Origin of the sequence: Cellulomonas sp. Leaf395 (assembly GCF_001424125.1) — a bacterium.
Classification (GTDB): Bacteria; Actinomycetota; Actinomycetes; order Actinomycetales; family Cellulomonadaceae; genus Cellulomonas.
Window position 1 is genome coordinate 667,947 of the sequence record NZ_LMQI01000004.1, and the last position, 23,830, is coordinate 691,776.

A 23,830-nucleotide genomic window follows, 5' to 3' on the forward strand; every position below is an offset into this window, starting at 1 on the left:
TCACGTGTAGGTCATCCCCATGAGCTCGCGGACGTCACGCATGGTGGCGTCCGCGAGCTCGTTCGCGCGCGCATTCCCCTGCGCCAGGATGTCGGCCACCAGCCCTGGCTCGGCGGCGAACAGGGCGCGACGGGCGCGCAGCGGAGCGAGGTGCTCCACCATGGCGTCCGCAACGACGGCCTTGAGGTGTCCGGAGCCGCGCGACCCCACCTCGTCCGCGATGACCTCCGGCGGGACACCCGTGCACAGCGACGCGAGCAGGAGCAGGTTGGCCACCTCGGGTCGCGACGACGGGTCGTAGGTGATCGTCCGGTCGGAGTCGGTCTTCGCGGACCGGATGGCGCGGACCGTGTCGTCCGCGCTCGCCCGCGAGATCGTCAGAACGTGCCGCGCTCGTCGGCGAGGCACAATCGCCCCATGCCGCCGCGCCGACGAACCGACCCCGCCGACGGCCGCGCCGCGCTCGCCGTCTGGCGGGACGACCCCGCCGGCGTCTCGACGTCCGTGCGGCGGACCGCGGTCCGGTTCACGCTCGAGGAGCTGGCCGAGGTGGCGCCCGGCAACGCGGTCGAGGTGCGGGTGCCGCCGGACGGTGCGGTGCAGGCGGTCGAGGGACCTCGTCACACCCGCGGGACCCCGCCGAACGTCGTGGAGACGGACGCTCAGACGTGGCTCGGCCTGGCCACGGGGGTGCTGACCTGGGAGTCCGCGGTAGCCGATGGTCGGATCAGGGCGTCCGGGGAGAGGGCCGACCTGCGCGAGTGGCTGCCGCTCCAGGCCGCCCGCCCCCGCGGCTGAGCGTGCCGATGTGGGCGCTGACCTAAGATCACGGGGTGCCTGACGACCCCCACCCCGACGTGACGCCGGAACCTGCACCGAGCCCGTCGGTCCCCGTCGACGCCCGCGGCGTGCCGATCCCCTCGGAGGAGGAGCTGGCCCGGGTCGCGCAGCCGGCCACCGTGCGCCACGCTCCGAAGTACGGCGCGTTCATCGTCACCGGTGTCCTCGTCGGCGCCGTCGTCGCCCTCGTCCTGGTCGCGGTCGTCCGCCCCGAGGTCCCCTGGGTGGCCGACGGGTCCGGCTTCATCTCGTTCCTCGACGGCGAAGGTGCCGTGCGCACCGTCATGGCCGTCGCGGGTGCGGTCCTCGGCGGGTTCCTCGGCGGGCTCGTCGCCGTGCTGGCGGACAGGCGCAGCGTGCGCAAGGCGGTCCGCCCGGACGTGTAGGCACGCGTCTGCGGACTGGGCACCGCCGCGAGGACGTGCGAGGACTGTGCGACCATAGGCACGTGGCCCCCCGCGCAGACGGACGTCTGAACCACGACCTCCTCCCCAACGAAAAAGGCCCCCAGGACGCTTGTGGCGTCTTCGGTGTGTGGGCACCTGGCGAGGAAGTCGCCAAGCTGACCTACTTCGGCCTGTACGCGCTGCAGCACCGCGGCCAGGAGTCGGCGGGCATCGCCACCTCCAACGGCCAGCAGCTGCTCGTCTACAAGGACATGGGTCTGGTCTCCCAGGTCTTCGACGAGACCGCGCTGAACGCCTTGCAGGGGCACATCGCCATCGGGCACACCCGCTACTCGACCACCGGCGGCAGCACCTGGGAGAACGCGCAGCCGACGCTCGGCCCCACGGCCGCCGGCACCGTCGCCCTCGGCCACAACGGCAACCTGACCAACGCCGCGGAGCTGGTCGACCTCGTCGCCGAGCGCTACGGCAGCCAGCGGCGCGGGGAGCTCGCGCGGGGCAACACCACGGACACCGCGCTGATCACGGCCCTGCTGGCTGGGGACCCGGACCACACGCTGGAGGCCACCGCGCTCGAGGTGCTCCCCCGCCTGCGCGGCGCCTTCAGCCTCGTCTTCATGGACGAGCACACGCTGTACGCCGCACGCGACCCGCAGGGCGTCCGTCCGCTCGTCCTCGGCCGGCTCGAGCGCGGCTGGGTCGTGGCCAGCGAGACCCCGGCCCTGGACATCGTCGGCGCCTCGTTCGTCCGCGAGATCGAGCCCGGCGAGTTCATCGCGATCGACGCCGACGGCCTGCGGAGCAGCCGTTTCGCGAAGATCGACCGCGCCGGGTGCGTGTTCGAGTACGTCTACCTCGCTCGTCCCGACACCTCGATCGCCGGCAGGTCCGTGCACGCCGCGCGCGTCGCGATGGGCCGACGCCTCGCGGTCGAGCACCCGGTCGAGGCCGATCTGGTCATCCCCGTGCCGGAGTCAGGGACGCCCGCCGCCGTCGGCTACGCCGCGGAGTCCGGGATCACGTTCGGTCAGGGTCTGACCAAGAACGCCTACGTCGGGCGCACGTTCATCCAGCCGTCGCAGACGCTTCGCCAGCTGGGCATCCGCCTCAAGCTCAACCCGCTCAAGGACGTCATCCGCGGCAAGCGCCTGGTGGTCGTCGACGACTCGATCGTCCGCGGCAACACCCAGCGAGCGCTCATCCGGATGCTGCGGGAGGCCGGCGCCGCCGAGGTGCACGTGCGCATCAGCTCCCCTCCGGTGAAGTGGCCCTGCTTCTACGGCATCGACTTCGCGTCCCGCGCCGAGCTCATCGCCAACGGCCTGGGAGTCGAGGAGATCGCCGCGTCGCTCGGCGCCGACTCGCTCGGCTACATCTCCCCGGAGGGCATGGTCGCCGCCACCGAGCAGCCCGCGTCGCAGCTCTGCGCCGCCTGCTTCACGGGCCAGTACCCCATCGAGCTGCCCCCGGACGACCGGCTGGGCAAGTTCCTGCTCGAGCAGAGCGAGCTCCCGCTGGGTGCTCCCGAGGACGGGCTGCTCGCGATCGTGCCGAGCGTCGGTGGCGCGACCGCGCTGGACCACCCGTGAGCGGCGAGCAGGGCACGCAGGTCACCTATGCCACGGCCGGCGTCGACACCGAGGCCGGTGACAAGGCTGTCGAGCTGATGAAGGACGCCGTGCGCGCGACGCACGGGCCGCAGGTGCTCGGCGGCGTCGGCGGCTTCGCCGGGCTCTACGACGCCAGCGCGTTGCTGACCTACCGCAAGCCGCTGCTGGCCACGTCGACCGACGGCGTCGGCACCAAGGTCGCCATCGCGCAGGCCCTCGACATCCACCACACCATCGGGTTCGACCTGGTGGGCATGGTGGTCGACGACATCGTCGTGGTCGGCGCGAAGCCGTTGTTCATGACGGACTACATCGCCTGCGGCCGCGTGGTGCCCGAGCGCATCGCCGACATCGTGCGCGGTATCGCGGCCGGCTGCTCGGTGGCCGGGACCGCCCTCGTCGGCGGCGAGACCGCCGAGCACCCCGGGCTGCTGGGTCCCGACGACTACGACGTGGCCGGTGCCGCGACAGGCGTCGTGGAGGCCGACCAGCTGCTCGGCCCGGACCGCGTGCGCGCCGGCGACGTGCTGCTCGCGCTCGGCTCGAGCGGTCTGCACTCCAACGGGTACTCGCTGGTCCGCAAGGTCGTGTCGGTGGCCGGCTGGTCGCTCGACCGCCATGTCGACGAGCTCGGCCGCACGCTCGGCGAGGAGCTCCTGGAGCCCACCCGCGTCTACGCCTCCGACTGCCTCGCCCTCGCGGAGCGCGCCGGTGTCGCCGGCCTGCACGCGTACAGCCATGTCACCGGCGGGGGACTCGCGTCGAACGTCGCGCGCGTGCTGCCGCAGGGCCTCGTCGCGAACATCGATCGTGCCGGCTGGACGTTGCCGCCGATCTTCTCGCTGGTGCAGCGTCTGGGGCAGGTGCCGTGGACCGACCTTGAGGGCACGCTCAACCTGGGTGTCGGGATGGTGGCGATCGTCGCGGCTGACGCCGTGGACGGGGTGCTCGCGCACGCCGCCGAGCTCGGCCTGCCGGCGTGGGAGCTGGGCACCGTCCGGCACGGCGACCCGGCGTCCGATGTCGTCGGTGCACCGGGGTTCGTGGCGGGCACCAAGGGTGTCCACGGAGGAGCCGTCCAGCTCAGCGGTGCGTACCGGGTCTAGCCGGTGCCGGCCGTCTTGAGCCAGAGGAAGGCCGGCGCGGGAGAGTCGACGCCGTACCCGGGCGCCGTCGGCGAACGGCCGGCTGAGGCGTCGCCGGGGACACCCACCGCAGCAGCAGGACGGCCCAGGCGACGCTCCCGCGCACAGTGCCAGGAGAGGAGCGCGACGAGAACGACGTGCGAGACGAGCGACAACTGAGCTGTCGCCGCCTCGCTCGACGGCCCCGTGGCATGCGCGAGTCAGTCGCGTACCGCGTCAGCGGTCGTCGTCGGACCAGCGCCGGTAGTCGTCGCTGTCGTCGTCAGTGTCCGTCTCCACAACCGCACGAGGGCGGTTGTCGGTGACGACATCGTTGTGGCCGTGCGACGTGAGCTCCTGCTCGAGAGCTCGGTAGTTGGTCTCCGGGCTGAAGTACTTCAGCTCCCGGGCCACCTTCGTCTGCTTAGCCTTCTGACGGCCGCGCCCCATGGCATCGACCCCCTCTTACGTGGATGCGGGGCGGCTCCGTGCTGACACGTGCGGCCCCGGGGTGCTGAATCGTCTCTTCGAGTGGCAACGGTACATGGTCGTTCGCTATTCCGACCACTCGCCGCGGGGGACGCGCGTCACGTGTGCGGGACCGGCAGGGTCGAAGGGTCGAACGTCCAGGTCACCTGTCCAATTCTGCGTGGACGGAGCCCGACTCGGCGTGTGTGACCGATTCGTCGGGTTTAGGGTGGTGCTGTGGCCGCGAAGGGAGCGGCATGAGAGTCGCATGAGAGTCCTGTGAAGGTTTGTTGCGGCATCGTGTCCCGGAATGCGCTGTCTGCGGCATTCGTTCATGCTAAGGAGCGATGTCACGGTTTGGGCATCGGCGACGTAGGCTCGCCATCTCGAGAACGTTTCACACCGTTGGACCCGCACCACCCGCACCTGAACTGGCTGGGCGCCGACGACGTCGGCACCGCAGGCCGCACGCTTGCCAGGAGGCAGCTCATGAACGCACAACCGGTTGAGACCGAAGCCCTGCTCACGCCTTCCGAGGTCGCCACGCTGTTCCGGGTTGATCCGAAGACCGTCACCCGGTGGGCCAAGGCCGGGAAGCTGTCCTCGATCCGCACCCTGGGTGGTCACCGGCGGTACCGCGAGTCGGAAGTTCGCGATCTGCTGAACGGCATTCCGCAGCAGCGTCCGTCGGACGGCTGAGCGACCGGACCCCGGCCGAGCCCGTCGACCTCCATCGACGGGCACTCGGCTGTCGAGCGTCCGGCACACCCGACGCATGCGTCAGGAGCCTGCGAGGATCGCGACGACGCGACCCTCGCAGTTCTCGTGTCCCGGTCCCTGATGCCCCGCTCAGCAGCGACCGCGAGGCTTCTGGCGTTCAGCCCCTGCGGCGGTGTGCGCGACCGCGTGGCATCCCGCGTTCAGCCTCTGCGGCGGCCGCCGGCGATGACCAGCGCGAGCACCACCGCGACCCCGGCCACGGCGCCGCCGAGCACCGCGAGAGCCTTCTTGCGCGCCTCGGGCGGGGCGTCGCCGCTCGTCGCGTCGCTCCACATCCGACGCCCTGACTCGACCGCCCGACCGGCCTGGGCGCGGGGATCGAGGCGCGCCACCAGCTCGTCCACGGTGGACGCCAGCTGCGCGCGGGTCACCGCGAGCTCGGCCTCGAGGGCCACCATCTCCGGCGTGCTGAAGGGCTTCTGCGTGCTCGCAGGCTTCTGGACCGACTCGTCGCTCATGCGTTGAATCCTGCCTTGACCGCGTCGATGTCGTGCTGGACGTTCTCGATCGCCCTCGCCGGCGTCGGTGGTGACCCGGCCTTCACGCGGTTGATACCGATCAGGACCAAGATCACGATCACCAGCAGCAGGAACGCGCACACGATCAGCGCGGCCAGCCACAGGTCGAGCCACAGGTCCAGCACGATGATGCTGGTGGCGATCCCGGCGCCCAGCAGGTAGAGCGCCAGCACGGCGCCGGCCGCGATGAGGCCGCCGCCGACGCCCAGCTGCTGCGCCCGCCCGGCGATCTCCGCCTTGGCCAGGTCGATCTCCGCGCGGACGAGCCGCGCTCCCTGCTCGCTGAGATCGGAAACCAGCTGGCCGAGCGACTTCTCGTCGCCTGGCAGTCCCGACTGTGTGGTCATGGGCACGGCCTCTCGTCTGCACTTGCGTAGGGCACTCAGTCTGGTGGTCGGCGATCCAGCCCGCGAGTCAGTCTGCCCACGGATGGACCTGCACCCAGACTAGGAGCAGATGCGCTGGTCGGGAGGTTGCCGCGCTCCACGGAGCGGCGCACACGACGAAGCCCCGCACCGGTTGTCCGGGCGGGGCTCGCGTGGTGGCCACTGGCAGGGTCGAACTGCCGACCTTTCGATTTTCAGTCGAACGCTCTACCAACTGAGCTAAGTGGCCGTAACCGACGACGCCCGGGTTCCTGCGAACAGGATGACCGGGCGGATCGAGCGACCCCGACGGGACTTGAACCCGCGACCTCCGCCGTGACAGGGCGGCGCGCTAACCAACTGCGCTACGGGGCCTTGGAACTGCTGCAAGGCCTGTACTGCTTGAACTGCTACTGCGAACTGCTCGTACCCCCAACGGGATTCGAACCCGTGCTACCGCCGTGAAAGGGCGGGGTCCTAGGCCGCTAGACGATGGGGGCATGTCCAACCTGCATGTCCAACCCCTGACGTCGAGGCGCCGGATGACCGGTGATGAGCATACGGGTTGATCGGCCCGAACTCCAAAGTGGATGGATGTGGCCGCCGTCACCCGCGCCTGAACAGGCAGGATGGGGCCATGGTCGACATGTCTCCCGCCGAGTTCGAGGACGCCGTGCGCGACGCGCTCGACGAGATCCCCGACGAGCTCGCCGAGATGATGGACAACGTCGTGGTGCTCGTCGAGGACGCTCCACCCGAGGGTGAGGTCGACCTGCTGGGGCTGTACGAAGGCACGCCGCTCACCGAGCGGGGCGAGTTCTGGGCCGCCGGGTCGCTGCCCGACCGCATCACGATCTTCCGGCTCCCGACGCTGGCCGTCTGCGACAGTCGCGAGGACGTGGTCGAGGAGGTCGCCGTCACCGTCGTCCACGAGATCGCGCACCACTTCGGCATCGACGACGAGCGCCTGCACGAGCTGGGCTGGGACTGAGCCCGTGGGGCACGACCACGCCCGCTCCACCGCGGCGCAGGCCCATCGCGGCAGGCTCCTCGCGGTGCTCGTCCTCACGCTCGTCGTGCTGGTGGTCGAGGTGGTCGGGGGTCTGGTCTCCGGATCGTTCGCGCTGATCGCCGACGCGGGGCACATGCTCACCGACGCCGCCGGGGTCGGTCTGGCGCTCGGTGCCACGGCGCTCGCCGCGCGCCCCGCGACCGCGGCCCGCACGTTCGGGTGGCAGCGCGCCGAGATCCTCGCCGCCCTGGTGAACGGGCTGGTCATCGGGGTCGTGGGCGTCGGCGTGATTGTCGGCGGGATCGCGCGGATCGTCACGCCTGGCGAGGTGGAGGCCGGGTTGATGCTCGGTGTCGCTGTCATCGGGCTCGTCGCCAACGGGGTCGGGCTCCTGCTCCTGCGGCGGGGGCAGGAGGAGTCGCTGACGGTGCGGGGCGCCTACCTCGAGGTGCTCGGTGACCTGCTGGGCTCTGCGGCGGTCGTCGCGGCGGCCCTGGTGGTGATGGGCACCGGGTACCTGCGGGCCGACGGCATCGCGTCCGTGCTCATCGGCCTGATGATCGTGCCGCGCGCGGTCGCGCTGCTGCGCGAGGTGGGGACGGTGCTCCTGGAGGCGACTCCGCGCGGTGTCGACCTGGACGCGATCCGCGCGCACATCTGCGGCGTCCCCGGGGTGCTCGGTGTGCACGACCTGCACGCTTGGACCATCACGTCGGGCGTCCCGGTGCTGTCCGCGCACGTCGAGGTGCCCGACGAGCTCCTGTCCGGGGGCGAGGCCGGGCGCGTGCTCGGCGACCTGCGGCACTGCCTGGCCGGCCACTTCGACGTCGACCACTGCACGTTCCAGCTGGAACCCCCGTCCACCACCGGCAGCGAGCACCACTCGCACGCCTGAGCAGCCATAGGGTCGGCGCATGGTTGCTGTGGGGATCGCGTTGCTGCCGCAGGAGCGGTGGGCGTCTGCTCGTCGCCGGTGGGAACAGGTCGACGAGTGGGGTTTCGACCACGCGTGGACGTACGACCACCTGGCCTGGCGCTCGCTCGCCGACCAGCCGTGGTTCGCGACCGTCCCGCTGCTCGCCGCCGCGGCTGCCGTCACCCAGCGGATCGCGCTCGGGACGTGGGTGGCCTCGCCCAACTTCCGGCACCCGGTCCCGTTCGCGAAGGACGTGCTCGGGCTCGACGACGTCAGCAACGGGCGGTTCCTGCTCGGGGTGGGTGCCGGCGGTGAGGGGTTCGACGCGTCCGTCCTGGGCGACCCGCCGACCCGCGGAGAGCGGACCCGGCGCTTCGAGGAGTTCGTCTGGCTGCTCGACACGCTGCTGACGCAGCCGGTCACGTCTCACCAGGGCACGTTCTACCGGGCCGACGAGGCGCGGATGATCCCCGGCACGATCGCGAAGCCACGGACCCCGTTCGTCATCGCCGCCAACGGCCCGCGCACGATGGCGCTGGCCGCGCGGTTCGGCCAGGGGTGGGCCACCTACGGACCCGCGTACGCGACCGAGGACGTGCCCGCCGACCCGGGGGCTGCACAGGAGCAGTGGTGGGCCGGCCTCGCGACGATGCGCGACCAGGTGGACGAGATCGAGTCCGCGCACCGGCCCCGCGGACAGCCGCCGCTGCGCCGCTACCTGAGCCTGGACGGGGCGCCGATCTTCTCGATGACCTCCCTCGACGTGGTGACCGAGGGCATCGAGCGCGCCGCGGCCCTGGGGTTCACCGACGTGGTGGTCCACTGGCCGCGCGCCGACGGGATCTACGCCGGCGACGAGTCGGTGCTGCACGGGCTCGTCGACGAGCTGCCGAGGCTCCAGGCGCTCTGAGCCTGCGGAGATGGCGGTAGGGGCGCGTGGACCGTCAGACGCGGGTCAGTGGGCCTGGCGGGCTGTCCAGGCGCTGGTGACCATGTCCAGCAGGGTGTGGCGCATCTGCCAGCCGAGGTCCCGGGCCGCCAGCTCACCCGACGCCACGATGCGGGCCGGGTCGCCCGGGCGGCGCGGGGCGGTCTCCGGCTCGAACGGGATGCCGGTGCCCTCGGCCATGGCGGTCATGATCTCGCGCACCGAGACGCCGTCGCCAGAGCCCAGGTTGTAGACGGGCTCCAGGGTGCGGCCGGCGGCGAGGGCCTGAGCGGCGGCGACGTGGGAGTCGGCGAGGTCCGCCACGTGGATGTAGTCGCGGACGCAGGTGCCGTCGGGAGTCGCGTAGTCCGTGCCGTTGATCCGTGGCGTCCGGCCCTCTGCCAGCGCGTTCAGCACGAGGGGGAAGAGGTTGTGAGGGCTGGTGTCGTACAGGTCCGGGGTGGCCGACCCGACGACGTTGAAGTAGCGCAGAGACGTGTGCCGCAGCCCGACAGCCCGGCCCTGGTCGCGCAGCAGCCACTCCCCGATGAGCTTGGACTCGCCGTACGGGGACTCCGGCGTGGTGGACGTAGCCTCGGTGACCAGGTCGACGTCCGGGGTGCCGTACACCGCTGCCGAGGACGAGAACACGATGGCGTCGACGCCCTGGGACGCCATGGCCTCGAGCAGGTGGGCGGTGCCCGTGACGTTCTGGTCGTACGTGTGCAGGGGCCGGTCCACGGAGACGCCGGCGTACTTGAACCCCGCCAGGTGGACCACGCCGACGACGCCGTGCTGGACCAGGGTGTCCGCCACGAGATCGGTGTCGAGGATCGATCCCTCCACCAGCGGCACGCCGTCGGGAACGAAGGCCCGGTGCCCGCTGGACAGGTCGTCCAGGACCACCGTCCCCAGCCCGACCTGCCCGAACGCCCGCACCACGTGCGACCCGATGTACCCGGCACCCCCGGTGACCAGCCATGTCATGGTGCCGAGCGTACCGACGACGGTGGCGAACGGCCGATCGGTCCACCCGTCGAAGAAAGTCGGCTGCGGGTGCATCCGCCGGCGGCCCTCGCGCGGAATGGTCCTGGACAGCCTGCGCGGTGGCGGTCGCGAGGATGCTCAGTACGCTGAGTATTTCTCGCGGCCTGCGGTCGAGCGAGGCAGGCAGGTCGGTTCCAGGTCGGTTCCGGCAGCGACGACAGGAGAGCGCATGTACGTCGAGTCGGCGCTGCGGACGCAGTCGGGGGCACCGCAGGCTCTGCAGACGGACGCGGCCGACGCGGCCGCCGACCGCGCGGACCTGGCAGAGTCGGTCGAGCGGACCATGGCGGTGACCTCGGCCGTGCTGCAGGACTTCCTCGACGCCCGCGTGCGCGCTGCAGCAGCCCAGTCCGACGTCGCGGTGCGGCTGTGGGCCGACCTCGCGGACGGCGTCGGCGGCAAGCTCATGCGCCCGCGGCTCGCGGTCGCTGCGTACCTGGGGTTGGGTGCATGGCGCGATGGGTTGGGTGCAGGGCGCGATCGGCTGGGCGGGCAGGACGCGTCGGTGATCGCCCCGGTCGCCGCCGCGATCGAGGTGCTGCACGCCGCGATGCTCGTGCACGACGACCTGCTCGACCACGACGAGGTACGCCGTGGGCGGCCCAACGTCGCGGGGGCCGCGCGCGCCCGCCTGGCCGGCCGAGGGCTCCCCGAGCGCACGGTGTCCGACCAGGTGCTCGCCGCCGGCCTGCTGGCGGGGGACCTGGCCATCGCGTCGGCGTTCGCCCTGGTGGCGGGAGCGCCCGGGGACAGTGCCGCCCTGCTGCGGGTGGTCGGTCTGCTGGCCGAGGGCATCGAGACGACCGTCGTCGGCGAGCTGCTCGACGTGACCGGTGCCCTGTCCTCTCCCCGGGACGTCGACGCGCTCGCGGTCGCGGAGCTGAAGACGGCCGCGTACTCGGGCCGGCTGCCGCTGGTCGTCGGTGCGGTCCTGGCTGGTGCCGACGACGGGCAGGTCGCCCGGCTCGGTGCCGTGGGGTCCGCGCTCGGGGTCGCGTTCCAGCTGGCCGACGACGACCTGGGCGTGTTCGGCGACCCCGCGGTGACGGGCAAGTCGGTGCTGTCCGACCTGCGCGAGGGCAAGCGCACCGAGCTGCTGCGCAGGGCCTACGCGATGACGGACGACGCGGGGCGCGCGGTGCTGGACGAGCACGTCGGCCGGGGGGACCTGGACGACGCGGGAGCCGCCGCCGTGCGGGAGGTCATGGTGTCCAGCGGAGCGTTGGACGCGGTGCGGGAGCTGACCCGCGCCACCGGGCTGCGTGCGCGGGAGCTGGCGGTGGACGGGGTGCCCGAGCCGTTGGGAGGCTACCTTGTGGGCGTCGTCGACGATCTTGTCGGACGGGGTCACTGACGTGCTGGGGGAGTCGATGTCGGACCTGCGAACAGCCCGTGACCGGGCGCTCCGGTTGTACGACGCCACAGCCGCGCGCACGAGCGCAGGGGTGCTGGCCGCCTACTCCACGTCGTTCGGCCTGGGCACGCGCCTGCTCGGGCGGCGGGCGCAGGAGGACATCCGCGCGGTCTACGCGCTGGTCCGGCTCGCCGACGAGGTGGTCGACACCTACCGCGGCGAGGATGCGGGCGCCGAGCTGGACGAGCTCGAGGAGCAGACGGCCCGCGCCCTGCGGACGGGCTACTCGACGAACCTGGTGGTGCACGCGTTCGCCCGGACCGCGCGGCGCGTCGGGATCAGCGCTGCGGAGACGGTGCCCTTCTTCGCGTCCATGCGGGCGGACCTGACCGTGCGCGCGCACGACCGGGCCAGCTACGAGGCCTACATCTACGGCTCGGCCGAGGTGGTGGGCCTGATGTGCGTGCGCGCGTTCCTCAACGAGGACCGGCAGCCCGGCCAGCCCGTGCGTGAGCCCGACGCCGCGCAGGTGAGGGGCGCACGGGCGCTCGGCGCGGCGTTCCAGAAGATCAACTTCCTGCGCGACCTCGGCGCCGACACCGAGGAGCTGGGCCGCACGTACTTCCCGGGCACCACCCCGGGACACCTGGACGAGGCGCAGCTGAGCGCGATCCTGCGTGAGATCACCGACGACGTGGAGTCGGCGCGAGCGGCGGTGCCGAGCCTGCCGCGGCGGGCGCGGTACGCGGTCGGTGCCACCCTCGCGCTCTACCAGCGGCTCCTCGACGAGATCGCGACGCGGCCAGCGGAGCAGCTCCTGGAAGGCCGGGTGCGGCTGCCCACGCCGGTGAAGCTGCTGGTCGTCGGCGAGTCGGTGCTGGCGGAGGTGCGGTCGGGCAGGGCCGGCGACGCATGACGCCTGGACGCGTCGTCGTCATCGGTGGCGGCATCGCCGGGCTGACCACGGCCGCTCTGCTGGCCCGTGGTGGTGCGCTGGTGACCCTGCTGGAGCGGCACGACCAGCTCGGCGGGCGGGCGGGGACGCTGTCGGTCGACGGGTTCCGGTTCGACACCGGGCCGTCCTGGTACTTCATGCCGGAGGTGTTCGAGCACGCGTTCGCCCTGCTGGGCGAGCGGATCGAGGACCACGTCGAGCTCGGGCGGCTGGACCCCGCGTACCGGCTGTTCCCGGAGCCGGTCGGCGCAGGGACGTCGGAACCCTTCGACGTGGTCGGCGACGCCGAGGCCAACTGGGCGACGTTCGAGGCGCGCGAGCCCGGCGCCGGGGACGCCATCCGCAGGTACACCCAGGACTCCACGCAGGCGTACCGGACGGCGTTGGACTCGTTCCTGTACACGACGTTCGCGCGCCCGGACCGGCTCCTGTCCCTCGACGTGGCCAGGCAGACCGGGACGCTGGCCGGCCTGCTGACAGGCACGCTCGCCGACAAGGTCGCGGCCACGGTGACCGACCCGGTGCTGCGGCAGGTCCTCGGCTACCACGCGGTGTTCCTCGGCTCGTCGCCGTACCGGGTGCCCGCGCTGTACTCGCTCATGAGTCACCTGGACCTCGTGGACGGCGTACGTTTTCCCCGCGGCGGGATGTACACGATCATCGAGGCGCTCGAGCGGCTCGCCCGCAAGGAGGGCGTCGAGATGCGGACGGGTACCGACGTGGCCTCGGTCGAGATCGACGACGCACCGCCGTCCCTGCGGCATCCGCGCAGGTCAGGCAGGGCCCGCGGGGTCCGGCTGGCCGACGGGACGTTCCTCGCGGCCGACGTCGTGGTGTCCGCCGCCGACCGCCACCACACGGAGACGGCGCTGCTGGGCACATACCGCGAGCTACCCGAGCCGTGGTGGGAGGACCGGGGGCCGGGCATCTCGTCGTTGCTGATCATGGCCGGCGTGCGCGGGGAGCTGCCCGAGCTGGCGCACCACTCGCTGTTCTTCACGCGCGACTGGCCGGGCAACTTCGAGGACATCCTCGGGTCGGGCCGCTCGACCCCACCGGACGGTCTGCGCGTGCCCGAGACCGCGTCGATGTACGTGTCGCGGACCACCGCGAGCGATCCCACGGCCGCGCCGCCGGGGCACGAGAACCTGTTCGTGCTGGTCCCGTTCCCCGCGGACCCGTCGCTGGGCGCGGGGGACCGGGACGACGTCGAGCGGCACGCGGACCGCTACCTGGACCAGATCGGTGCCTGGGCGGGCATCCCGGGGCTGCGCGACCGCGTGGTGACCCGGCGGGTCGTCGCTCCCGCGGACTTCGCGCGCGACTTCTCCGCGTGGCGTGGCACGGCTCTCGGGATGGAGCACACCCTGCGCCAGAGCGCGATGTTCCGGCCGGGCGACGCGTCGGCGCGCGTCCCCAACGTGCTGCACGTCGGAGGTGGCACGATCCCTGGTGTGGGACTGCCGATGTGCCTGATCAGCGCCGAGCTCGTGGTCAAGCGCATGCTCGGGGAGACGTCGTCGCGACCCCTGCCTGCCCCGCTTCGACCCGGATACCTGGCGGCCGCACGGCCGCGCGGGGTGTGGAGCGAGTCGGTCGGATGAGCTTCGCCTATCTCGGCGCCCTGCTGCTCTCTCTGGGCGGTCTCGCCCTGCTGGACCGGCGGTTCCACCTCGCGTTCTGGCACGACGCCCGCCGGGCCGCCCTGACCCTCGGCATCGGCGTCGTCGGGTTCCTGCTGTGGGACGGCATCGGGCTGGTGCTCGGCATCTTCGCGCGCGGCGACTCCCCGCACATGACGGGCCTGCTGCTGGCACCGGAGCTCCCCGTCGAGGAGGCGTTCTTCCTGGCACTCCTCTGCTACACAGCGCTGCTGGCGTGGCGGTGGTTCGACCGGAGTGCCGAGCAGCGCGATGAGGGGCGTCGCGCGATCGCGGCCCGTGACGACGGGGGACCGTCGTGACGAACGTCGTGCTCAACGTGCTGGTGCTGGCGGCGCTCGGTGCCGTGTCGTGGCGCGTCCTGCGCCGGATGCGTGGCATGCCGCTGGTGTGGACGGTGGTGCACCTGTGCGTGCTGACCGCCGTCTTCGACACGATCATGATCGACGTGGGTCTCTACGTCTTCGACCCCGACAAGATCCTCGGCCGGTACATCTGGGGCGCACCGCTGGAGGACTTCGCGTACGCGATCGCCGCGGGGGTCGGGATTCCCGTCCTGTGGGTCGTGCTCGGTCGTCGCCGTCGCCCGGAGCACGAGTGAGGGAGGTCCTCGCCGCGTCCCGGCCGTTCTCCTGGATCAACACGGCGTACCCGTTCGCGGCCGGGTACCTGCTCGCCACCGGTGGACGGATCGATGCGACGTTCGTCGTCGGCACCCTGTTCTTCCTCGGCCCGTACAACCTGCTGATGTACGGCATCAACGACGTGTTCGACTACGCCTCGGACCTGCGCAACCCGCGCAAGGGCGGTATCGAGGGCGGCCTCGTGGAGCCCGAACGAGCACGCGAGGTGCACCGCCGGATCCTGTGGGCGTGCCTCGTCACGACGGTGCCGTTCGTCGTCTACCTGCTGCTGGTCGGCGACGCTGCCGCGAACGCCACGCTGGCTCTCGTCCTGTTCCTCGTCGTCGCCTACTCGGCGCCCGTGCTCCGGTTCAAGGAGCGTCCGGTGCTGGACTCGCTGACGTCGGCGATGCACTTCGTCGGCCCGCTGCTGTACGCGCTGGTGCTGGTGGGCGCGGACCTGAGCGCGTCGACGACGTGGCCGGTACTCGTCGCGTTCGTGCTGTGGGGGATGGCGTCGCACGCGTTCGGGGCGGTGCAGGACGTGCGGGCGGACCGCGAGGGCGGGATCGCGTCCGTCGCGACCGCGCTCGGCGCGCACCGGACCGTCGTGGGGGCCACGGTGCTCTACGTGCTGGCGGCCGCGGTGCTGCTCGTCGTGCCGTGGCCCGGGACGCTCGCCGCCCTGCTCCCGATCCCGTACGCGATCAGCACCGCGCATTTCTGGTCGGTGCGCGACGAGGACTGTGAGCGCGCCAACATCGGCTGGCGGCGGTTCCTCTGGCTCAACCTGGTCACCGGGTTCCTGGTGACGATGCTGCTCATCGCCATCGCTCGGACGGGATGACCAGCGCTCAGCCCGCCGCCGTGACGTCCCACGTCGCGCCCTCGTCCTCGCGCACGACGAGGTAGCCGCCGGCAGCCACGGGGACCCCCTCGTCGGTCCGCGCGCCCGCCACCAGGTCGACGCCGGTCCCGGCCACGTGTGCCGGGCGGTCGCCGTGGTTGAGGACGAAGAGGTAGTCGTGCTCGGCGCCGCGGCGTCGGATCACCTCGACGTGCTCAGGGCGGTCGGCCACCACCGGCTCGATGCCGGCGCCCGCCGCGACCTCCTCGAGCAGGGTCTGGGTCGCCGCGAGGTCGAGGTGCGTCGAGACGTAGGTGACGGTTCCCGCACCGCGCGTCACCCGGGTCACCGCGGGGCAGCCGTCCAGGTCGCCGCCGCGGTACCGGCGGAGCACGGTGGCGGTGTCCGGCTGGACGAGCTCGGACCAGACGGTGCCCGTCGAGCCGTCGTCCAGCGTCACGCTCTCGTCCGGCGCGAGCGGCGCGAGGTGCTCCACCCGGAGCCCGACCAGGTCGCGCAGCCTTCCGGGGTAGCCGCCCGTGACGACGTGCAGGTGCTCGTCGGCGATGCCGGTGAAGGGCCAGACGACGAGATGCCCGCCGGCGGCGACGAACTCCTCCAGGGAACGGACGGCGGCGTCGTCGAGCGCGAACATGCTGGGGACGAGCAGCACTCGGTAGCCCGACAGGTCGCCGCCGGGACGGGTGAAGTCGACCTCCAGCCCGGCGTGCCAGGCGGCACGGTGCACGGAGCGCACCGCGTCGGAGTACGAGAGGTGATCGGACGGCAGGCTGCGGTTCTCGAGGGCCCACCAGCCCTCCGCGTGCCACCAGACGGCGATGGCGCTGTTCGTCAGGCGGCCGTCGGCGGGCGGCCGGACCACCTCGGCGATCGAGTCGAGCACCGAGCCCAGCTCGCACACCGCGCGGAACGTCGCGGAGTCGGCTCCCGCGTGGGGGACCATCGCGCCGTGCCACGCCTCGGAGCCCGCCGCCGACGCCCGCCACTGGAAGAACAGGGACGACTGCGCGCCGCGCGCGACGTAGCCGAGCGAGTTGCGCACCGCCCGTGCCGGGTCCTTGAACGCGATCCGGCCGTCCGTCGAGATCGAGCTCATCGACTGCTCCATGAGCAGCCACGGCCCGCCGTCCGCCCACGACCGCGTGAGGTCCGACCCGTAGGCGACGTGCGCTTCCCCGTCCGGTCCGGTGGTGTCGAGGTAGTGGTCGACGGACGGCACGTCGAGCTCCGCGGACCAGCTCCACTGCTCGAGGTGGTTCCAGCTGGGGAGCATGAAGTTCGTCGTGATCGGGACGGACGAGCCGGCCGCGCGGATCTCGGTGCTCTGCTCGCGGTACGCGTCGAGCATCTCGTCTGAGAAGAAGCGCCGGAAGTCCACGGCCTGCGTCGGGTTGTGCAGGTACTGGGTCGCCCTGGGCGGGACGATCTGCTCCCACGACTCGTAGTGCTGGCTCCAGAACGTGGTCCACCACGCCCGGTTGAGCGCGTCCAGGGTCCCGTACCTGCCCTCCAACCAGACGCGGAACGCGGCCGCGACGTGGTCGCACCAGCAGTACGTGCCGTACTCGTTGTGGACGTGCCACGCCCGCAGCGCCGGGTGGTCGCCGTAGCGCGCAGCCAGGACGCGCGCGATCGACCGGGACGCGTCCCGGTACGCCGGGGCGCAGACGCAGTAGGTGTCGCGGCTGCCGTGCCACAGTCGGGTGCCGTCGTCGAGGACCGGGAGGGCATCCGGGTGCGCGGTGGTGAACCACGCCGGCGGTGAGGCCGTCGGGGTGGCCAGCACGACGCCGATGCCCCCGGCGTGCAGCAGCTCGATGACGTCGTCGAGCCAGCCCAGGTCGTACCGGCCCTCCTCGGGCTCGAGCAGTGCCCAGGAGAAGACGCCGATGGTGGCGGTGTTCACGCCAGCACGCTGCATGAGCTCGATGTCCTGCGCCCAGACCTCGCGCGGCCACTGCTCGGGGTTGTAGTCGCCGCCGAACCAGAACCGGTCGGGGACGAAGGGGGTGCGGGTCATCGGGTCTCCAGGTGCAGGGTCAGACAACGGTGAGTCATCGACCGTCGGGACCGAGCCACACGCGCTGGTCCGGGACCAACGCCGCGAGCTCGTCCCACAGGTCCGCCGGGACAGGGTGCCGGGCCCAGGCGAGCGCGTCGTCGATCTGCTGCGGCCGGGTCGCGCCGACGATCGTCGACGTGACGCGCGGGTCGCGCGTGGAGAGCTGGAGCGCGGCGGCGGGCACCGGGACGCCGTGCCGGGCGCAGGCCTCGCCGATCGCGGACCGTGCCGCGACGTGCTCGGGCGTCGCCGGGCGGTACGCGTAGGAGAGGGCCGTCCCGGGCTGCGGGTCGCGGGCCAGGATCCCGCCCCCGTAGGGCGCCGCGTTGAAGACGGCGACCCCGTGCTCGACCGCCGCGTCCAGCAGCGCGTCGGCGGAGCGGTCGAGGAGGGTGAGTCGGTTGTGCGTCACCGCGGCGTCGAACACCCCGAGTCGCACGAACCGCTCCATCATCGCGGCCGGCCCACCGGCGACACCGACGAGCCCGACCACGCCCTCGTCCCGTAGCGCGAGCAGTGCCTCGAGTGGCCCGCCGGGAGCGGTCGCGTCCGCGAACGACAGCCGCTCGGGGTCGTGCAGGTGGACCAGCGGGAGGTGGTCGAGCCCGAGCCGGTCGAGGCTCTCGTCGACCGAGCGCCGGACGCGGTCGCCCGAGAAGTCGTCGCTGCCGGGGATCGGGTCCACCTTCGTCACGACGAGGTGGCCGGCGGGGACACCACCCAGCGCCCGGAGCACGACACCGATGCGCTCCTCCGAGCGGCCGTAGTTGTTGCCGGTGTCGAGCACGGCGATCGGGCCGGTCAGCGCCGCTGTGATCGTGGCCTGCGCCGTGGGGTCGTCGACCCGATCGCTGCCCAGTGCCGATGCACCCACCGTGAGGACGCTGACCTCCACACCGGGAGCGATCGTCCTGCGCCCGGCAGGGTCGGGTGATGCGGTCATCCCTTGAGCCCGCCGCTGATGAGGTCGAGCCGCCAGAACCGCTGCAGGAAGAGCAGCAGCGCGACGAGCGGGATGATCGAGACGGCCGCTCCGATGATCGCGATGCTGTACAGCGCCGGTTCGCCGGAGCCCTTCGACAGTAGGGTGTAGAGGCCGACGGTGATCGGGTACTTGTCCTGGTCGGACAGCATGATGAACGGCAGCAGGAAGTTGTTCCAGATGCCGACGAACTGGAGCATGAACACCGTCACCATGCCTGGGAGCATCATCGGCACGCCGATGTTCGTGAAGATCCGGGCCTCGCCGGCGCCGTCCAGCCGCGCGGCCTCGATGGTCTCGACCGGCACGGACGCCGCCGCGAACACGCGGCACAGGTAGATGCCGAACGGCGAGACGATCACGGGCAGGAGCACCGAGGCGTACGAACCGGCGAAGCCGATCTGCGACATCAGCAAGTACTGCGGGATCGCGAGCGTGATGCCGGGGATGAGCACCCCCGCGAGGATCGCGTAGAAGATCAGGTTGCGGCCGCGGAACTGGTACTTGGCCAGGCCGTAGCCCGCCATCGCCGACACGACGACGGAGAGGACCGCGCCGACACCGGCGTACAGCAGGCTGTTGAAGGCCCAGCTGACGTACTGCCCGCCGCCGTACGCGAACAGGTCCTTCAGGTTCTCGATGAACCCGGTTCCGGGCGCGAACGTGAAGGTCGTGAAGAGCTCGGAGCGCGACTTCGTCGAGGCGACGAGCACCCACGCTACGGGCACGAGGCAGTACAGGGCCCCGATGAGGATGACCGCCGTCGGCAGCGCCTTCGACATGAACGGGGTGCGCTCCGTGTCGTGCGCGAGGGTCGGGCGGGCCATCAGCTCTCTCCTCCGAATGCGCGCTTCTGCGTGAGCCGCAGGAGGATCACGGACAGGACGACGGTGATCACCGCGAGGAACACCGAGCTCGCGGCGGCGCGAGGCAGGTCGTCGCGGACGAACGCGTCGCGGTAGATGGTCATGAGCGGAACCCAGGTCTGGGAGATCGCGCTCGTCATGGGTCGCAAGGTTGTCGGCTCGCCGTACACCTGCAGCGTGCCGATGACCGCGAACAGACCGGTCAGGACGAGTGCCGGCGTCACCAGCGGCACCTTGACCCGCATCGCGATCTGCCACTCGTTCGCACCGTCGATGCGCGCGGCGTCGTAGAGCTCGGACGGGATCCCGCGCAGCGAGGTGTAGATGATGATCATGTTGAACCCGACGCCGCCCCAGATCGCGATGTTGGCGACGGACCCGAAGATCCAGGGGTCCTCCAGGAACGGGATCGTGCCCCAGCCGAGCTCGCGCGTGATGTACGAGAACGGGCTGGTCAGGGGCAGGTACATGAAGCCCCACATGAGCGTCGCGACGACGCCGGGGACGGCGTACGGGATGAAGATCGACGTCCGGGAGAACCGCTTGGCCCGCGTGGCGCCGAGGTCGAGCAGCAGCGCGAACAGGAGGGCCAGCCCGAGGGTCAGCGGGATCGCGATGGCGCCGTAGATCGCCAGCCGGCCGAAACCGGCGATGAACTCGGGGTCGGTGAGCGCCGAGATGTAGTTCTCGAACCCGATGAACACCGACTTGCGCTTGCCGAACGCACCGCCGGAGACCAGGCGCATCCCCCGGAAGCTGAGGTAGATCGAGTAGAGCATCGGCACGAGCAGGAACGCGATGTACAGCACTACCGCCGGCGCGACGAACACGTAGGGGGCGATCGGGGAGCGAGTGCGCTTCTTGGGCGTGCGGGTGGAGCCGGTCGACGTCGTCGTCGGCGTCGTGGTCGTGGTCGTCATGTCACTCTCCCGGGTAGGCCCGGCCGCGGCGCGAAGTGGCGCCGCGGCCGGGGCCGTCCTCACTCGCTGACGTCGAACCCGGTCGTCTTCATGTCCTCCACGACGACCTCTTGCGTGGCGGTGAGCGCCTCGCTGAGCGGTGTCCCGTCCTTGACGGCCTTCGCCATCGCGTCCTGGAACGCTGACTGGGCGACGTTGACGTTCGGGCCCCACGAGATGTTCGGGATCGTGTTCCCGGCGATCTCCGACGCGAGCTGCCAGAAGTCGGTCTGCTGCGGCATGAGCAGCGGCGGGTCGGACGTCTCGGCCTTGGTCTGGCCGAGGGTCGAGGCCGGGTACTGGCCGGTCTCGAGCTGGATGTCGGCGCCCTCGTCGCTCGAGTTGATCCAGGCTGCGAACTCGGCGGCCTCCTTCGGGTGCTTCGACGACGTCGTGACGACGACCGCCGACCCGCCCTGGTAGGCGACCTTGCTGTCACCGGGCGTCCACTGCGGCAGAGGCGCCATGGCCCACTGGCCCGCCATACCCTCGGCCACCCCGTAGATCACGCCGGGCGCCCAGAGCGCGGACGGCCACGACAGGACCTGGCCGGCGTTCACCTCCTGGTTCCACTGCGGCGTCAGCAGGTCCTCGACCTTGACGAGGTCGTTGTCGATGAGGTCCTGCCAGTAGTCGGCGACCTCCATCGACGCCTCGTCGTCGATGCCGACGGTCCATGTCTCGCCGTCGACGGACCACCACTCGCCGCCGGCCTGCTGCGCCATGCCGGCGAAGAAGCCGAACTCCGTGGTGTTGAACGTCGCGAGGTACGTCGTCGGGTCGGCCGCGCGCACGGCCGCGGAGGCCGTCTTGAACTCGGCCCAGGTCGTCGGGACGGGGACGCCGAGCTCGTCCAGGCGGGCCTGGTTGTAGATGAACGCCATCGGGCCGACGTCCTGCGGGACGCCGTAGATCGCGTCGTTGAACGTCGTCAGTCCCCAGGTCGCGTCCGTGAACTGCGACTTCAGGTCGTCGTCGACGTACTCCGTGATGTCGGCGGCGACGTCCCCGACGATCATCGCGGGGAGCGTCTGGTACTCGACGACGGACACGTCGGGCGCGTTGTCCGCCCGGGTTGCGGTGAGGAGCTTGGCGGACGAGTCGCTGCCGCCTCCCGCGTCGGTGTGCTTGACCTGGATGTCCGGGTGGGCCTCGTTCCAGGCCTCGACCATCGGGGCCTGCGCCGTGCCCCACGCCCAGTACTCGAGCGTGACGGGCCCGCTGCTCGCGTCGTCGTCGGAGCCGGACTCGCTGCCGCCGGAGCAGCCGACGAGCAGCGCACCTACGGCGATCAGGGCGCTGGTTGCGGCGAAAGCTCTCGAACGCATGTTTCACATCTCCCTTGACGTGGTACCGGTGCCGGGATCCGAGAACCCCGTCGAAGCGAAGCGCTTCGATGACTGATGCGCGACATCGTGGTCCCGGTCCGGACCGTGTGTCAATACTCTCGTCGAATTGTTTCCAGCCTGTGAGCGTTCGCGTCGCGCTCCAGGAGGAGAGAATTCGAAGCGCTTCGATACCGTGCGCCGAGGCGACTGCGGCGCAGGCGCAGGTCAGGCGGGGGGTGCGACGCTGCCGTGAGGCGTCAGGGTGGGGGCCACCAGGCGAGTCTCGCCGGGGCCGTCCTGCTCCAGCCGTGCCATGGCCATCTGGACGGCGATCCGACCGATGTCGTGGCCGGGCACGGTGATCGAGTCGACCGGTCGCCGCAGGCCCTCCGCGATGTTGGCGACGTTGATGGCGACCACCGACATGCCGGACGGGACCGGCCGGCCGGCGCGGTCCAGGGCGTCGACGATGCCTGCCAGCGCGGCCTCGTTGTGCACGACCAGGCCGGTCACGTCGGGGTGGTCGGTGAGCAGCCGGGCGAGCACGTCGCTGCCGCCCGCGTACGTCGGATCGCACGGAAGGACGTGCACCTCGAGCCCGCTGCGGGCGGCCTGCTCCACGACGCCGTCGCGCATCCGGACCGCGTAGTTGGCGCGCCGCGCGAACCGCTCACGCGACGCACCGATCAGCGCGATGTGGGTGTGACCTGCATCGATGAGGGTGCGGGTGGCCAGCCGGCCCGCGGCTGCGAAGTCGAGGTCGACGCACGCCAGCCCCGAGGTGTCCTCCGGTACGCCGATCAGGACGGCCGGCCGGTCCAGGGCGCGCAGGGAGGGCAGCCGGGGGTCCTCCGACTCGACGTCCATGACGATGACGGCGTCGGCGAGCGAGCGCGCCGCCACCCGGTCGATCTCCTGGACGTCCTCCTCCGTCAGGAGCAGGACGTCGTGGTCGAACGTGCGGGCCGCCGTGACCACCCCGGCGACAAACTCCATGATGATCGCGACGTTGATCCCGGGCCGGAACGGCACCATCAGTGCGATGACGTTGCTGCGCGCTGACGCGAGCGCCTGGGCCCCAGCGTGCGGGTGGAATGCGAGCTCCCGGATCGCCCGTTCGACCCGCTCGCGGGTCGGCTGCGAGATCGGTCGCTTGCCGCTGATCACGTAGCTGACCGTCGACAGGGACACCCCGGCCGCCCGGGCCACATCGCCGATGGTCGCCATCGCGCAAGGTTAGCCCCCTTCGATGACCGCGATGAAGAATTGCGCGAAGCAAATGCCGCGACCGGCATTTGAGGTCCGCCGCGGCCGTTGTCGCTCAGCACTGGGCGGATCGCCGACCGTGCCGTACGCTCCCTCGCAGGCGAAGCGCTTCGACGATCCGCGCTCCGCGCGGGACGGCTCCGACGGAGGGGCGGCCCGCGGCAGGCGTGACCCGCAGGACCGAGAGGACGACGATGAAGTTCACCGACGGTTATTGGCAGACCCTGCCGGGCGTGAGCGTCCTGCACCCGCGCGACGTGGCGGACGTCGTCGTGGGAGACGCTGACGTCCGCGTCTACGCCCCGACCGCCCCGCAACGCCGCCGCGGCGACTCCCTCAACCGCCCGCTGGTCTCCGTGGCGTTCGACAGTCCGATGGACGACGTGATCCGGGTGCGCATCGAGCACCACAGCGGCGGGGTGGACAGGGGACCGCACTTCGAGGTGGCCAGCGGCGCCGCGGACGTCAAGGTGGTCGGTCCCGAGGCCGGGTTCGTGACGCTGCAATCCGGCGCGCTGACCGCACGGATCGGCACGGCCGGGGAGTGGAACGTGGAGTTCGAGGCGGGCGGCAAGGTGCTGACCTCGTCGACCGCCCGCTCCGTCGGCGTCGTCACGGACGCGCGAGGCGATGCTTACGTGCACGAGCAGCTCGGGCTTGGCGTGCGCGAGCATGTCTACGGGCTCGGGGAGCGGTTCGGTGCGTTCGTGAAGAACGGGCAGTCGGTCGACATCTGGAACGAGGACGGCGGCACTGCGAGCGAGCAGGCGTACAAGAACGTGCCGTTCTACCTGTCCGACGCGGGGTACGGCGTGTTCGTCGACCATCCCGGGCGGGTGTCGTTCGAGGTCGGCTCCGAGGCGGTCTCCCGGACGCAGTTCTCGGTGCCGG

General features: G+C 71.4%; 25 protein-coding genes, 3 tRNA genes and 1 pseudogene. 15 read left to right on the forward strand and 14 right to left on the reverse strand.

Annotated elements, in window-relative coordinates:
* Positions 1 to 408: a hypothetical protein gene (locus ASG23_RS14555; RefSeq protein ID WP_056026124.1), complete on the reverse strand. Its 408-nt coding sequence runs from the start codon at positions 406 to 408 to the stop codon at positions 1 to 3.
* Positions 409 to 417: 9 nt separating this feature from the next.
* On the opposite strand from ASG23_RS14555, the gene ASG23_RS14560 reads away from it, so the two are divergent.
* From ASG23_RS14560 to purM, 4 genes are all read left to right on the forward strand, one after another.
* Positions 418 to 798 (forward strand): sterol carrier family protein, encoded by a 381-nt coding sequence (locus ASG23_RS14560; protein WP_056026126.1) that lies wholly within the window; start codon positions 418 to 420, stop codon positions 796 to 798.
* 35 nt (positions 799 to 833) lie between these two features.
* A complete protein-coding gene (locus ASG23_RS14565; RefSeq protein ID WP_235521113.1) occupies positions 834 to 1,226 on the forward strand; it encodes a histidine kinase in 393 nt (130 codons plus the stop codon).
* A gap of 62 nt (positions 1,227 to 1,288) precedes the next feature.
* The gene (gene purF, locus ASG23_RS14570; protein ID WP_056026130.1) at positions 1,289 to 2,836 is read left to right on the forward strand and encodes an amidophosphoribosyltransferase; all 1,548 of its coding nucleotides are present in this window, start codon (positions 1,289 to 1,291) and stop codon (positions 2,834 to 2,836) included.
* Positions 2,833 to 3,963 carry a phosphoribosylformylglycinamidine cyclo-ligase gene (gene purM / locus ASG23_RS14575; RefSeq protein WP_056026132.1) on the forward strand — a complete coding sequence of 377 codons (1,131 nt, stop codon included), beginning with the start codon at positions 2,833 to 2,835 and terminating at the stop codon, positions 3,961 to 3,963. Before purF ends, purM begins: the two co-directional genes overlap by 4 nt.
* 255 nt (positions 3,964 to 4,218) lie before the next feature.
* Here the strand turns inward: purM and ASG23_RS14585 are convergent, their stop codons facing one another.
* On the reverse strand, positions 4,219 to 4,431 hold the full coding sequence (locus tag ASG23_RS14585) for a DUF3073 domain-containing protein (RefSeq protein WP_056026136.1): 213 nt from the start codon (positions 4,429 to 4,431) through the stop codon (positions 4,219 to 4,221).
* A 507-nt stretch (positions 4,432 to 4,938) separates the two neighbouring features.
* On the opposite strand from ASG23_RS14585, the gene ASG23_RS14590 reads away from it, so the two are divergent.
* Complete coding sequence (locus tag ASG23_RS14590; protein ID WP_056026407.1) at positions 4,939 to 5,148, forward strand: BldC family transcriptional regulator; 210 nt, start codon at positions 4,939 to 4,941, stop codon at positions 5,146 to 5,148.
* A gap of 221 nt (positions 5,149 to 5,369) precedes the next feature.
* Here ASG23_RS14590 and ASG23_RS14595 read toward each other — a convergent pair whose 3' ends face one another.
* From ASG23_RS14595 to ASG23_RS14615, 5 genes are all read right to left on the reverse strand, one after another.
* On the reverse strand, positions 5,370 to 5,687 hold the full coding sequence (locus tag ASG23_RS14595; protein ID WP_056026139.1) for a DUF3618 domain-containing protein: 318 nt from the start codon (positions 5,685 to 5,687) through the stop codon (positions 5,370 to 5,372).
* Positions 5,684 to 6,094: a phage holin family protein gene (locus tag ASG23_RS14600; RefSeq protein ID WP_056026141.1), complete on the reverse strand. Its 411-nt coding sequence runs from the start codon at positions 6,092 to 6,094 to the stop codon at positions 5,684 to 5,686. Before ASG23_RS14600 ends, ASG23_RS14595 begins: the two co-directional genes overlap by 4 nt.
* Positions 6,095 to 6,286: 192 nt before the next feature.
* A tRNA-Phe gene (locus tag ASG23_RS14605) sits at positions 6,287 to 6,362 on the reverse strand.
* 51 nt (positions 6,363 to 6,413) lie between these two features.
* Positions 6,414 to 6,487, reverse strand: a tRNA-Asp gene (locus ASG23_RS14610).
* A 52-nt stretch (positions 6,488 to 6,539) separates the two neighbouring features.
* Positions 6,540 to 6,612 (reverse strand) — tRNA-Glu (locus ASG23_RS14615).
* A gap of 137 nt (positions 6,613 to 6,749) precedes the next feature.
* On the opposite strand from ASG23_RS14615, the gene ASG23_RS14620 reads away from it, so the two are divergent.
* Genes ASG23_RS14620 through ASG23_RS14630 form a run of 3 tightly spaced genes read left to right on the forward strand, consistent with a single transcriptional unit; the run spans position 6,750 to position 8,950 of the window.
* Complete coding sequence (locus tag ASG23_RS14620) at positions 6,750 to 7,103, forward strand: metallopeptidase family protein (protein WP_056026143.1); 354 nt, start codon at positions 6,750 to 6,752, stop codon at positions 7,101 to 7,103.
* Between the two features lie 4 nt (positions 7,104 to 7,107).
* The gene (locus tag ASG23_RS14625) at positions 7,108 to 8,019 is read left to right on the forward strand and encodes a cation diffusion facilitator family transporter (RefSeq protein ID WP_056026145.1); all 912 of its coding nucleotides are present in this window, start codon (positions 7,108 to 7,110) and stop codon (positions 8,017 to 8,019) included.
* A gap of 19 nt (positions 8,020 to 8,038) precedes the next feature.
* A complete protein-coding gene (locus tag ASG23_RS14630; RefSeq protein ID WP_056026147.1) occupies positions 8,039 to 8,950 on the forward strand; it encodes an LLM class flavin-dependent oxidoreductase in 912 nt (303 codons plus the stop codon).
* A 45-nt stretch (positions 8,951 to 8,995) separates the two neighbouring features.
* On the opposite strand, the gene galE is transcribed toward ASG23_RS14630, so the two are convergent.
* Positions 8,996 to 9,955, reverse strand: coding sequence for a UDP-glucose 4-epimerase GalE (galE, locus tag ASG23_RS14635; protein WP_056026410.1), 960 nt, complete (start codon positions 9,953 to 9,955; stop codon positions 8,996 to 8,998).
* Positions 9,956 to 10,184: 229 nt separating this feature from the next.
* On the opposite strand from galE, the gene ASG23_RS19965 reads away from it, so the two are divergent.
* The 6 genes from ASG23_RS19965 to ASG23_RS14665 are packed head-to-tail and all read left to right on the forward strand — an operon-like array spanning position 10,185 to position 15,455.
* Positions 10,185 to 11,369, forward strand: a complete 1,185-nt coding sequence (locus ASG23_RS19965) for a polyprenyl synthetase family protein (protein WP_056026150.1) — start codon at positions 10,185 to 10,187, stop codon at positions 11,367 to 11,369.
* Between the two features lie 16 nt (positions 11,370 to 11,385).
* Positions 11,386 to 12,285 carry a phytoene/squalene synthase family protein gene (locus ASG23_RS14645; protein ID WP_056026413.1) on the forward strand — a complete coding sequence of 300 codons (900 nt, stop codon included), beginning with the start codon at positions 11,386 to 11,388 and terminating at the stop codon, positions 12,283 to 12,285.
* Positions 12,282 to 13,928 (forward strand): phytoene desaturase family protein, encoded by a 1,647-nt coding sequence (gene crtI / locus ASG23_RS14650; protein WP_056026152.1) that lies wholly within the window; start codon positions 12,282 to 12,284, stop codon positions 13,926 to 13,928. Before ASG23_RS14645 ends, crtI begins: the two co-directional genes overlap by 4 nt.
* Complete coding sequence (locus tag ASG23_RS14655; protein ID WP_056026155.1) at positions 13,925 to 14,287, forward strand: lycopene cyclase domain-containing protein; 363 nt, start codon at positions 13,925 to 13,927, stop codon at positions 14,285 to 14,287. Before crtI ends, ASG23_RS14655 begins: the two co-directional genes overlap by 4 nt.
* On the forward strand, positions 14,284 to 14,586 hold the full coding sequence (locus ASG23_RS14660; RefSeq protein WP_056026156.1) for a lycopene cyclase domain-containing protein: 303 nt from the start codon (positions 14,284 to 14,286) through the stop codon (positions 14,584 to 14,586). Before ASG23_RS14655 ends, ASG23_RS14660 begins: the two co-directional genes overlap by 4 nt.
* The gene (locus ASG23_RS14665) at positions 14,583 to 15,455 is read left to right on the forward strand and encodes a prenyltransferase (RefSeq protein WP_082516208.1); all 873 of its coding nucleotides are present in this window, start codon (positions 14,583 to 14,585) and stop codon (positions 15,453 to 15,455) included. The genes ASG23_RS14660 and ASG23_RS14665 overlap by 4 nt, the downstream gene beginning before the upstream one ends.
* A 7-nt stretch (positions 15,456 to 15,462) precedes the next feature.
* Here the strand turns inward: ASG23_RS14665 and ASG23_RS14670 are convergent, their stop codons facing one another.
* The 6 genes from ASG23_RS14670 to ASG23_RS14695 all read right to left on the reverse strand — a co-directional run bounded on the left by ASG23_RS14670 (position 15,463) and on the right by ASG23_RS14695 (position 22,900).
* Positions 15,463 to 17,496, reverse strand: coding sequence for a beta-galactosidase (locus tag ASG23_RS14670; RefSeq protein ID WP_056026160.1), 2,034 nt, complete (start codon positions 17,494 to 17,496; stop codon positions 15,463 to 15,465).
* Positions 17,497 to 17,530: 34 nt separating this feature from the next.
* The gene (locus ASG23_RS14675) at positions 17,531 to 18,481 is read right to left on the reverse strand and encodes an aldo/keto reductase (protein WP_056026162.1); all 951 of its coding nucleotides are present in this window, start codon (positions 18,479 to 18,481) and stop codon (positions 17,531 to 17,533) included.
* Entirely contained in the window at positions 18,478 to 19,347 is an 870-nt protein-coding gene (locus tag ASG23_RS14680; protein WP_056026165.1) for a carbohydrate ABC transporter permease, read from the reverse strand. Before ASG23_RS14680 ends, ASG23_RS14675 begins: the two co-directional genes overlap by 4 nt.
* Entirely contained in the window at positions 19,347 to 20,306 is a 960-nt protein-coding gene (locus tag ASG23_RS14685) for a carbohydrate ABC transporter permease (protein ID WP_056026167.1), read from the reverse strand. The genes ASG23_RS14680 and ASG23_RS14685 overlap by 1 nt, the downstream gene beginning before the upstream one ends.
* A 59-nt stretch (positions 20,307 to 20,365) precedes the next feature.
* The gene (locus tag ASG23_RS14690) at positions 20,366 to 21,673 is read right to left on the reverse strand and encodes an ABC transporter substrate-binding protein (protein ID WP_056026169.1); all 1,308 of its coding nucleotides are present in this window, start codon (positions 21,671 to 21,673) and stop codon (positions 20,366 to 20,368) included.
* A gap of 225 nt (positions 21,674 to 21,898) precedes the next feature.
* Positions 21,899 to 22,900: a LacI family DNA-binding transcriptional regulator gene (locus tag ASG23_RS14695; RefSeq protein WP_056026171.1), complete on the reverse strand. Its 1,002-nt coding sequence runs from the start codon at positions 22,898 to 22,900 to the stop codon at positions 21,899 to 21,901.
* Positions 22,901 to 23,133: 233 nt separating this feature from the next.
* Between ASG23_RS14695 and ASG23_RS14700 the strand changes: the two are divergent.
* A pseudogene (locus ASG23_RS14700) lies at positions 23,134 to 23,830 on the forward strand (alpha-xylosidase); the annotation flags it as partial.

What these genes read in the sequence shown, in the direction of transcription:
- ASG23_RS14675 (WP_056026162.1), bottom strand. Translation starts at nt 18,481, where the DNA reads ATGACCGCATCACCCGACCCTGCCGGGCGCAGGACGATCGCTCCCGGT.
- ASG23_RS14630 (WP_056026147.1), top strand. Translation starts at nt 8,039, where the DNA reads ATGGTTGCTGTGGGGATCGCGTTGCTGCCGCAGGAGCGGTGGGCGTCT.
- ASG23_RS19965 (WP_056026150.1), top strand. Translation starts at nt 10,185, where the DNA reads ATGTACGTCGAGTCGGCGCTGCGGACGCAGTCGGGGGCACCGCAGGCT.
- ASG23_RS14590 (WP_056026407.1), top strand. Translation starts at nt 4,939, where the DNA reads ATGAACGCACAACCGGTTGAGACCGAAGCCCTGCTCACGCCTTCCGAG.
- ASG23_RS14645 (WP_056026413.1), top strand. Translation starts at nt 11,386, where the DNA reads ATGTCGGACCTGCGAACAGCCCGTGACCGGGCGCTCCGGTTGTACGAC.
- ASG23_RS14690 (WP_056026169.1), bottom strand. Translation starts at nt 21,673, where the DNA reads ATGCGTTCGAGAGCTTTCGCCGCAACCAGCGCCCTGATCGCCGTAGGT.
- ASG23_RS14600 (WP_056026141.1), bottom strand. Translation starts at nt 6,094, where the DNA reads ATGACCACACAGTCGGGACTGCCAGGCGACGAGAAGTCGCTCGGCCAG.
- ASG23_RS14560 (WP_056026126.1), top strand. Translation starts at nt 418, where the DNA reads ATGCCGCCGCGCCGACGAACCGACCCCGCCGACGGCCGCGCCGCGCTC.
- ASG23_RS14655 (WP_056026155.1), top strand. Translation starts at nt 13,925, where the DNA reads ATGAGCTTCGCCTATCTCGGCGCCCTGCTGCTCTCTCTGGGCGGTCTC.
- ASG23_RS14585 (WP_056026136.1), bottom strand. Translation starts at nt 4,431, where the DNA reads ATGGGGCGCGGCCGTCAGAAGGCTAAGCAGACGAAGGTGGCCCGGGAG.
- ASG23_RS14680 (WP_056026165.1), bottom strand. Translation starts at nt 19,347, where the DNA reads ATGGCCCGCCCGACCCTCGCGCACGACACGGAGCGCACCCCGTTCATG.
- ASG23_RS14620 (WP_056026143.1), top strand. Translation starts at nt 6,750, where the DNA reads ATGGTCGACATGTCTCCCGCCGAGTTCGAGGACGCCGTGCGCGACGCG.
- ASG23_RS14595 (WP_056026139.1), bottom strand. Translation starts at nt 5,687, where the DNA reads ATGAGCGACGAGTCGGTCCAGAAGCCTGCGAGCACGCAGAAGCCCTTC.
- crtI (WP_056026152.1), top strand. Translation starts at nt 12,282, where the DNA reads ATGACGCCTGGACGCGTCGTCGTCATCGGTGGCGGCATCGCCGGGCTG.
- ASG23_RS14670 (WP_056026160.1), bottom strand. Translation starts at nt 17,496, where the DNA reads ATGACCCGCACCCCCTTCGTCCCCGACCGGTTCTGGTTCGGCGGCGAC.
- ASG23_RS14695 (WP_056026171.1), bottom strand. Translation starts at nt 22,900, where the DNA reads ATGGCGACCATCGGCGATGTGGCCCGGGCGGCCGGGGTGTCCCTGTCG.
- ASG23_RS14685 (WP_056026167.1), bottom strand. Translation starts at nt 20,306, where the DNA reads ATGACGACCACGACCACGACGCCGACGACGACGTCGACCGGCTCCACC.
- galE (WP_056026410.1), bottom strand. Translation starts at nt 9,955, where the DNA reads ATGACATGGCTGGTCACCGGGGGTGCCGGGTACATCGGGTCGCACGTG.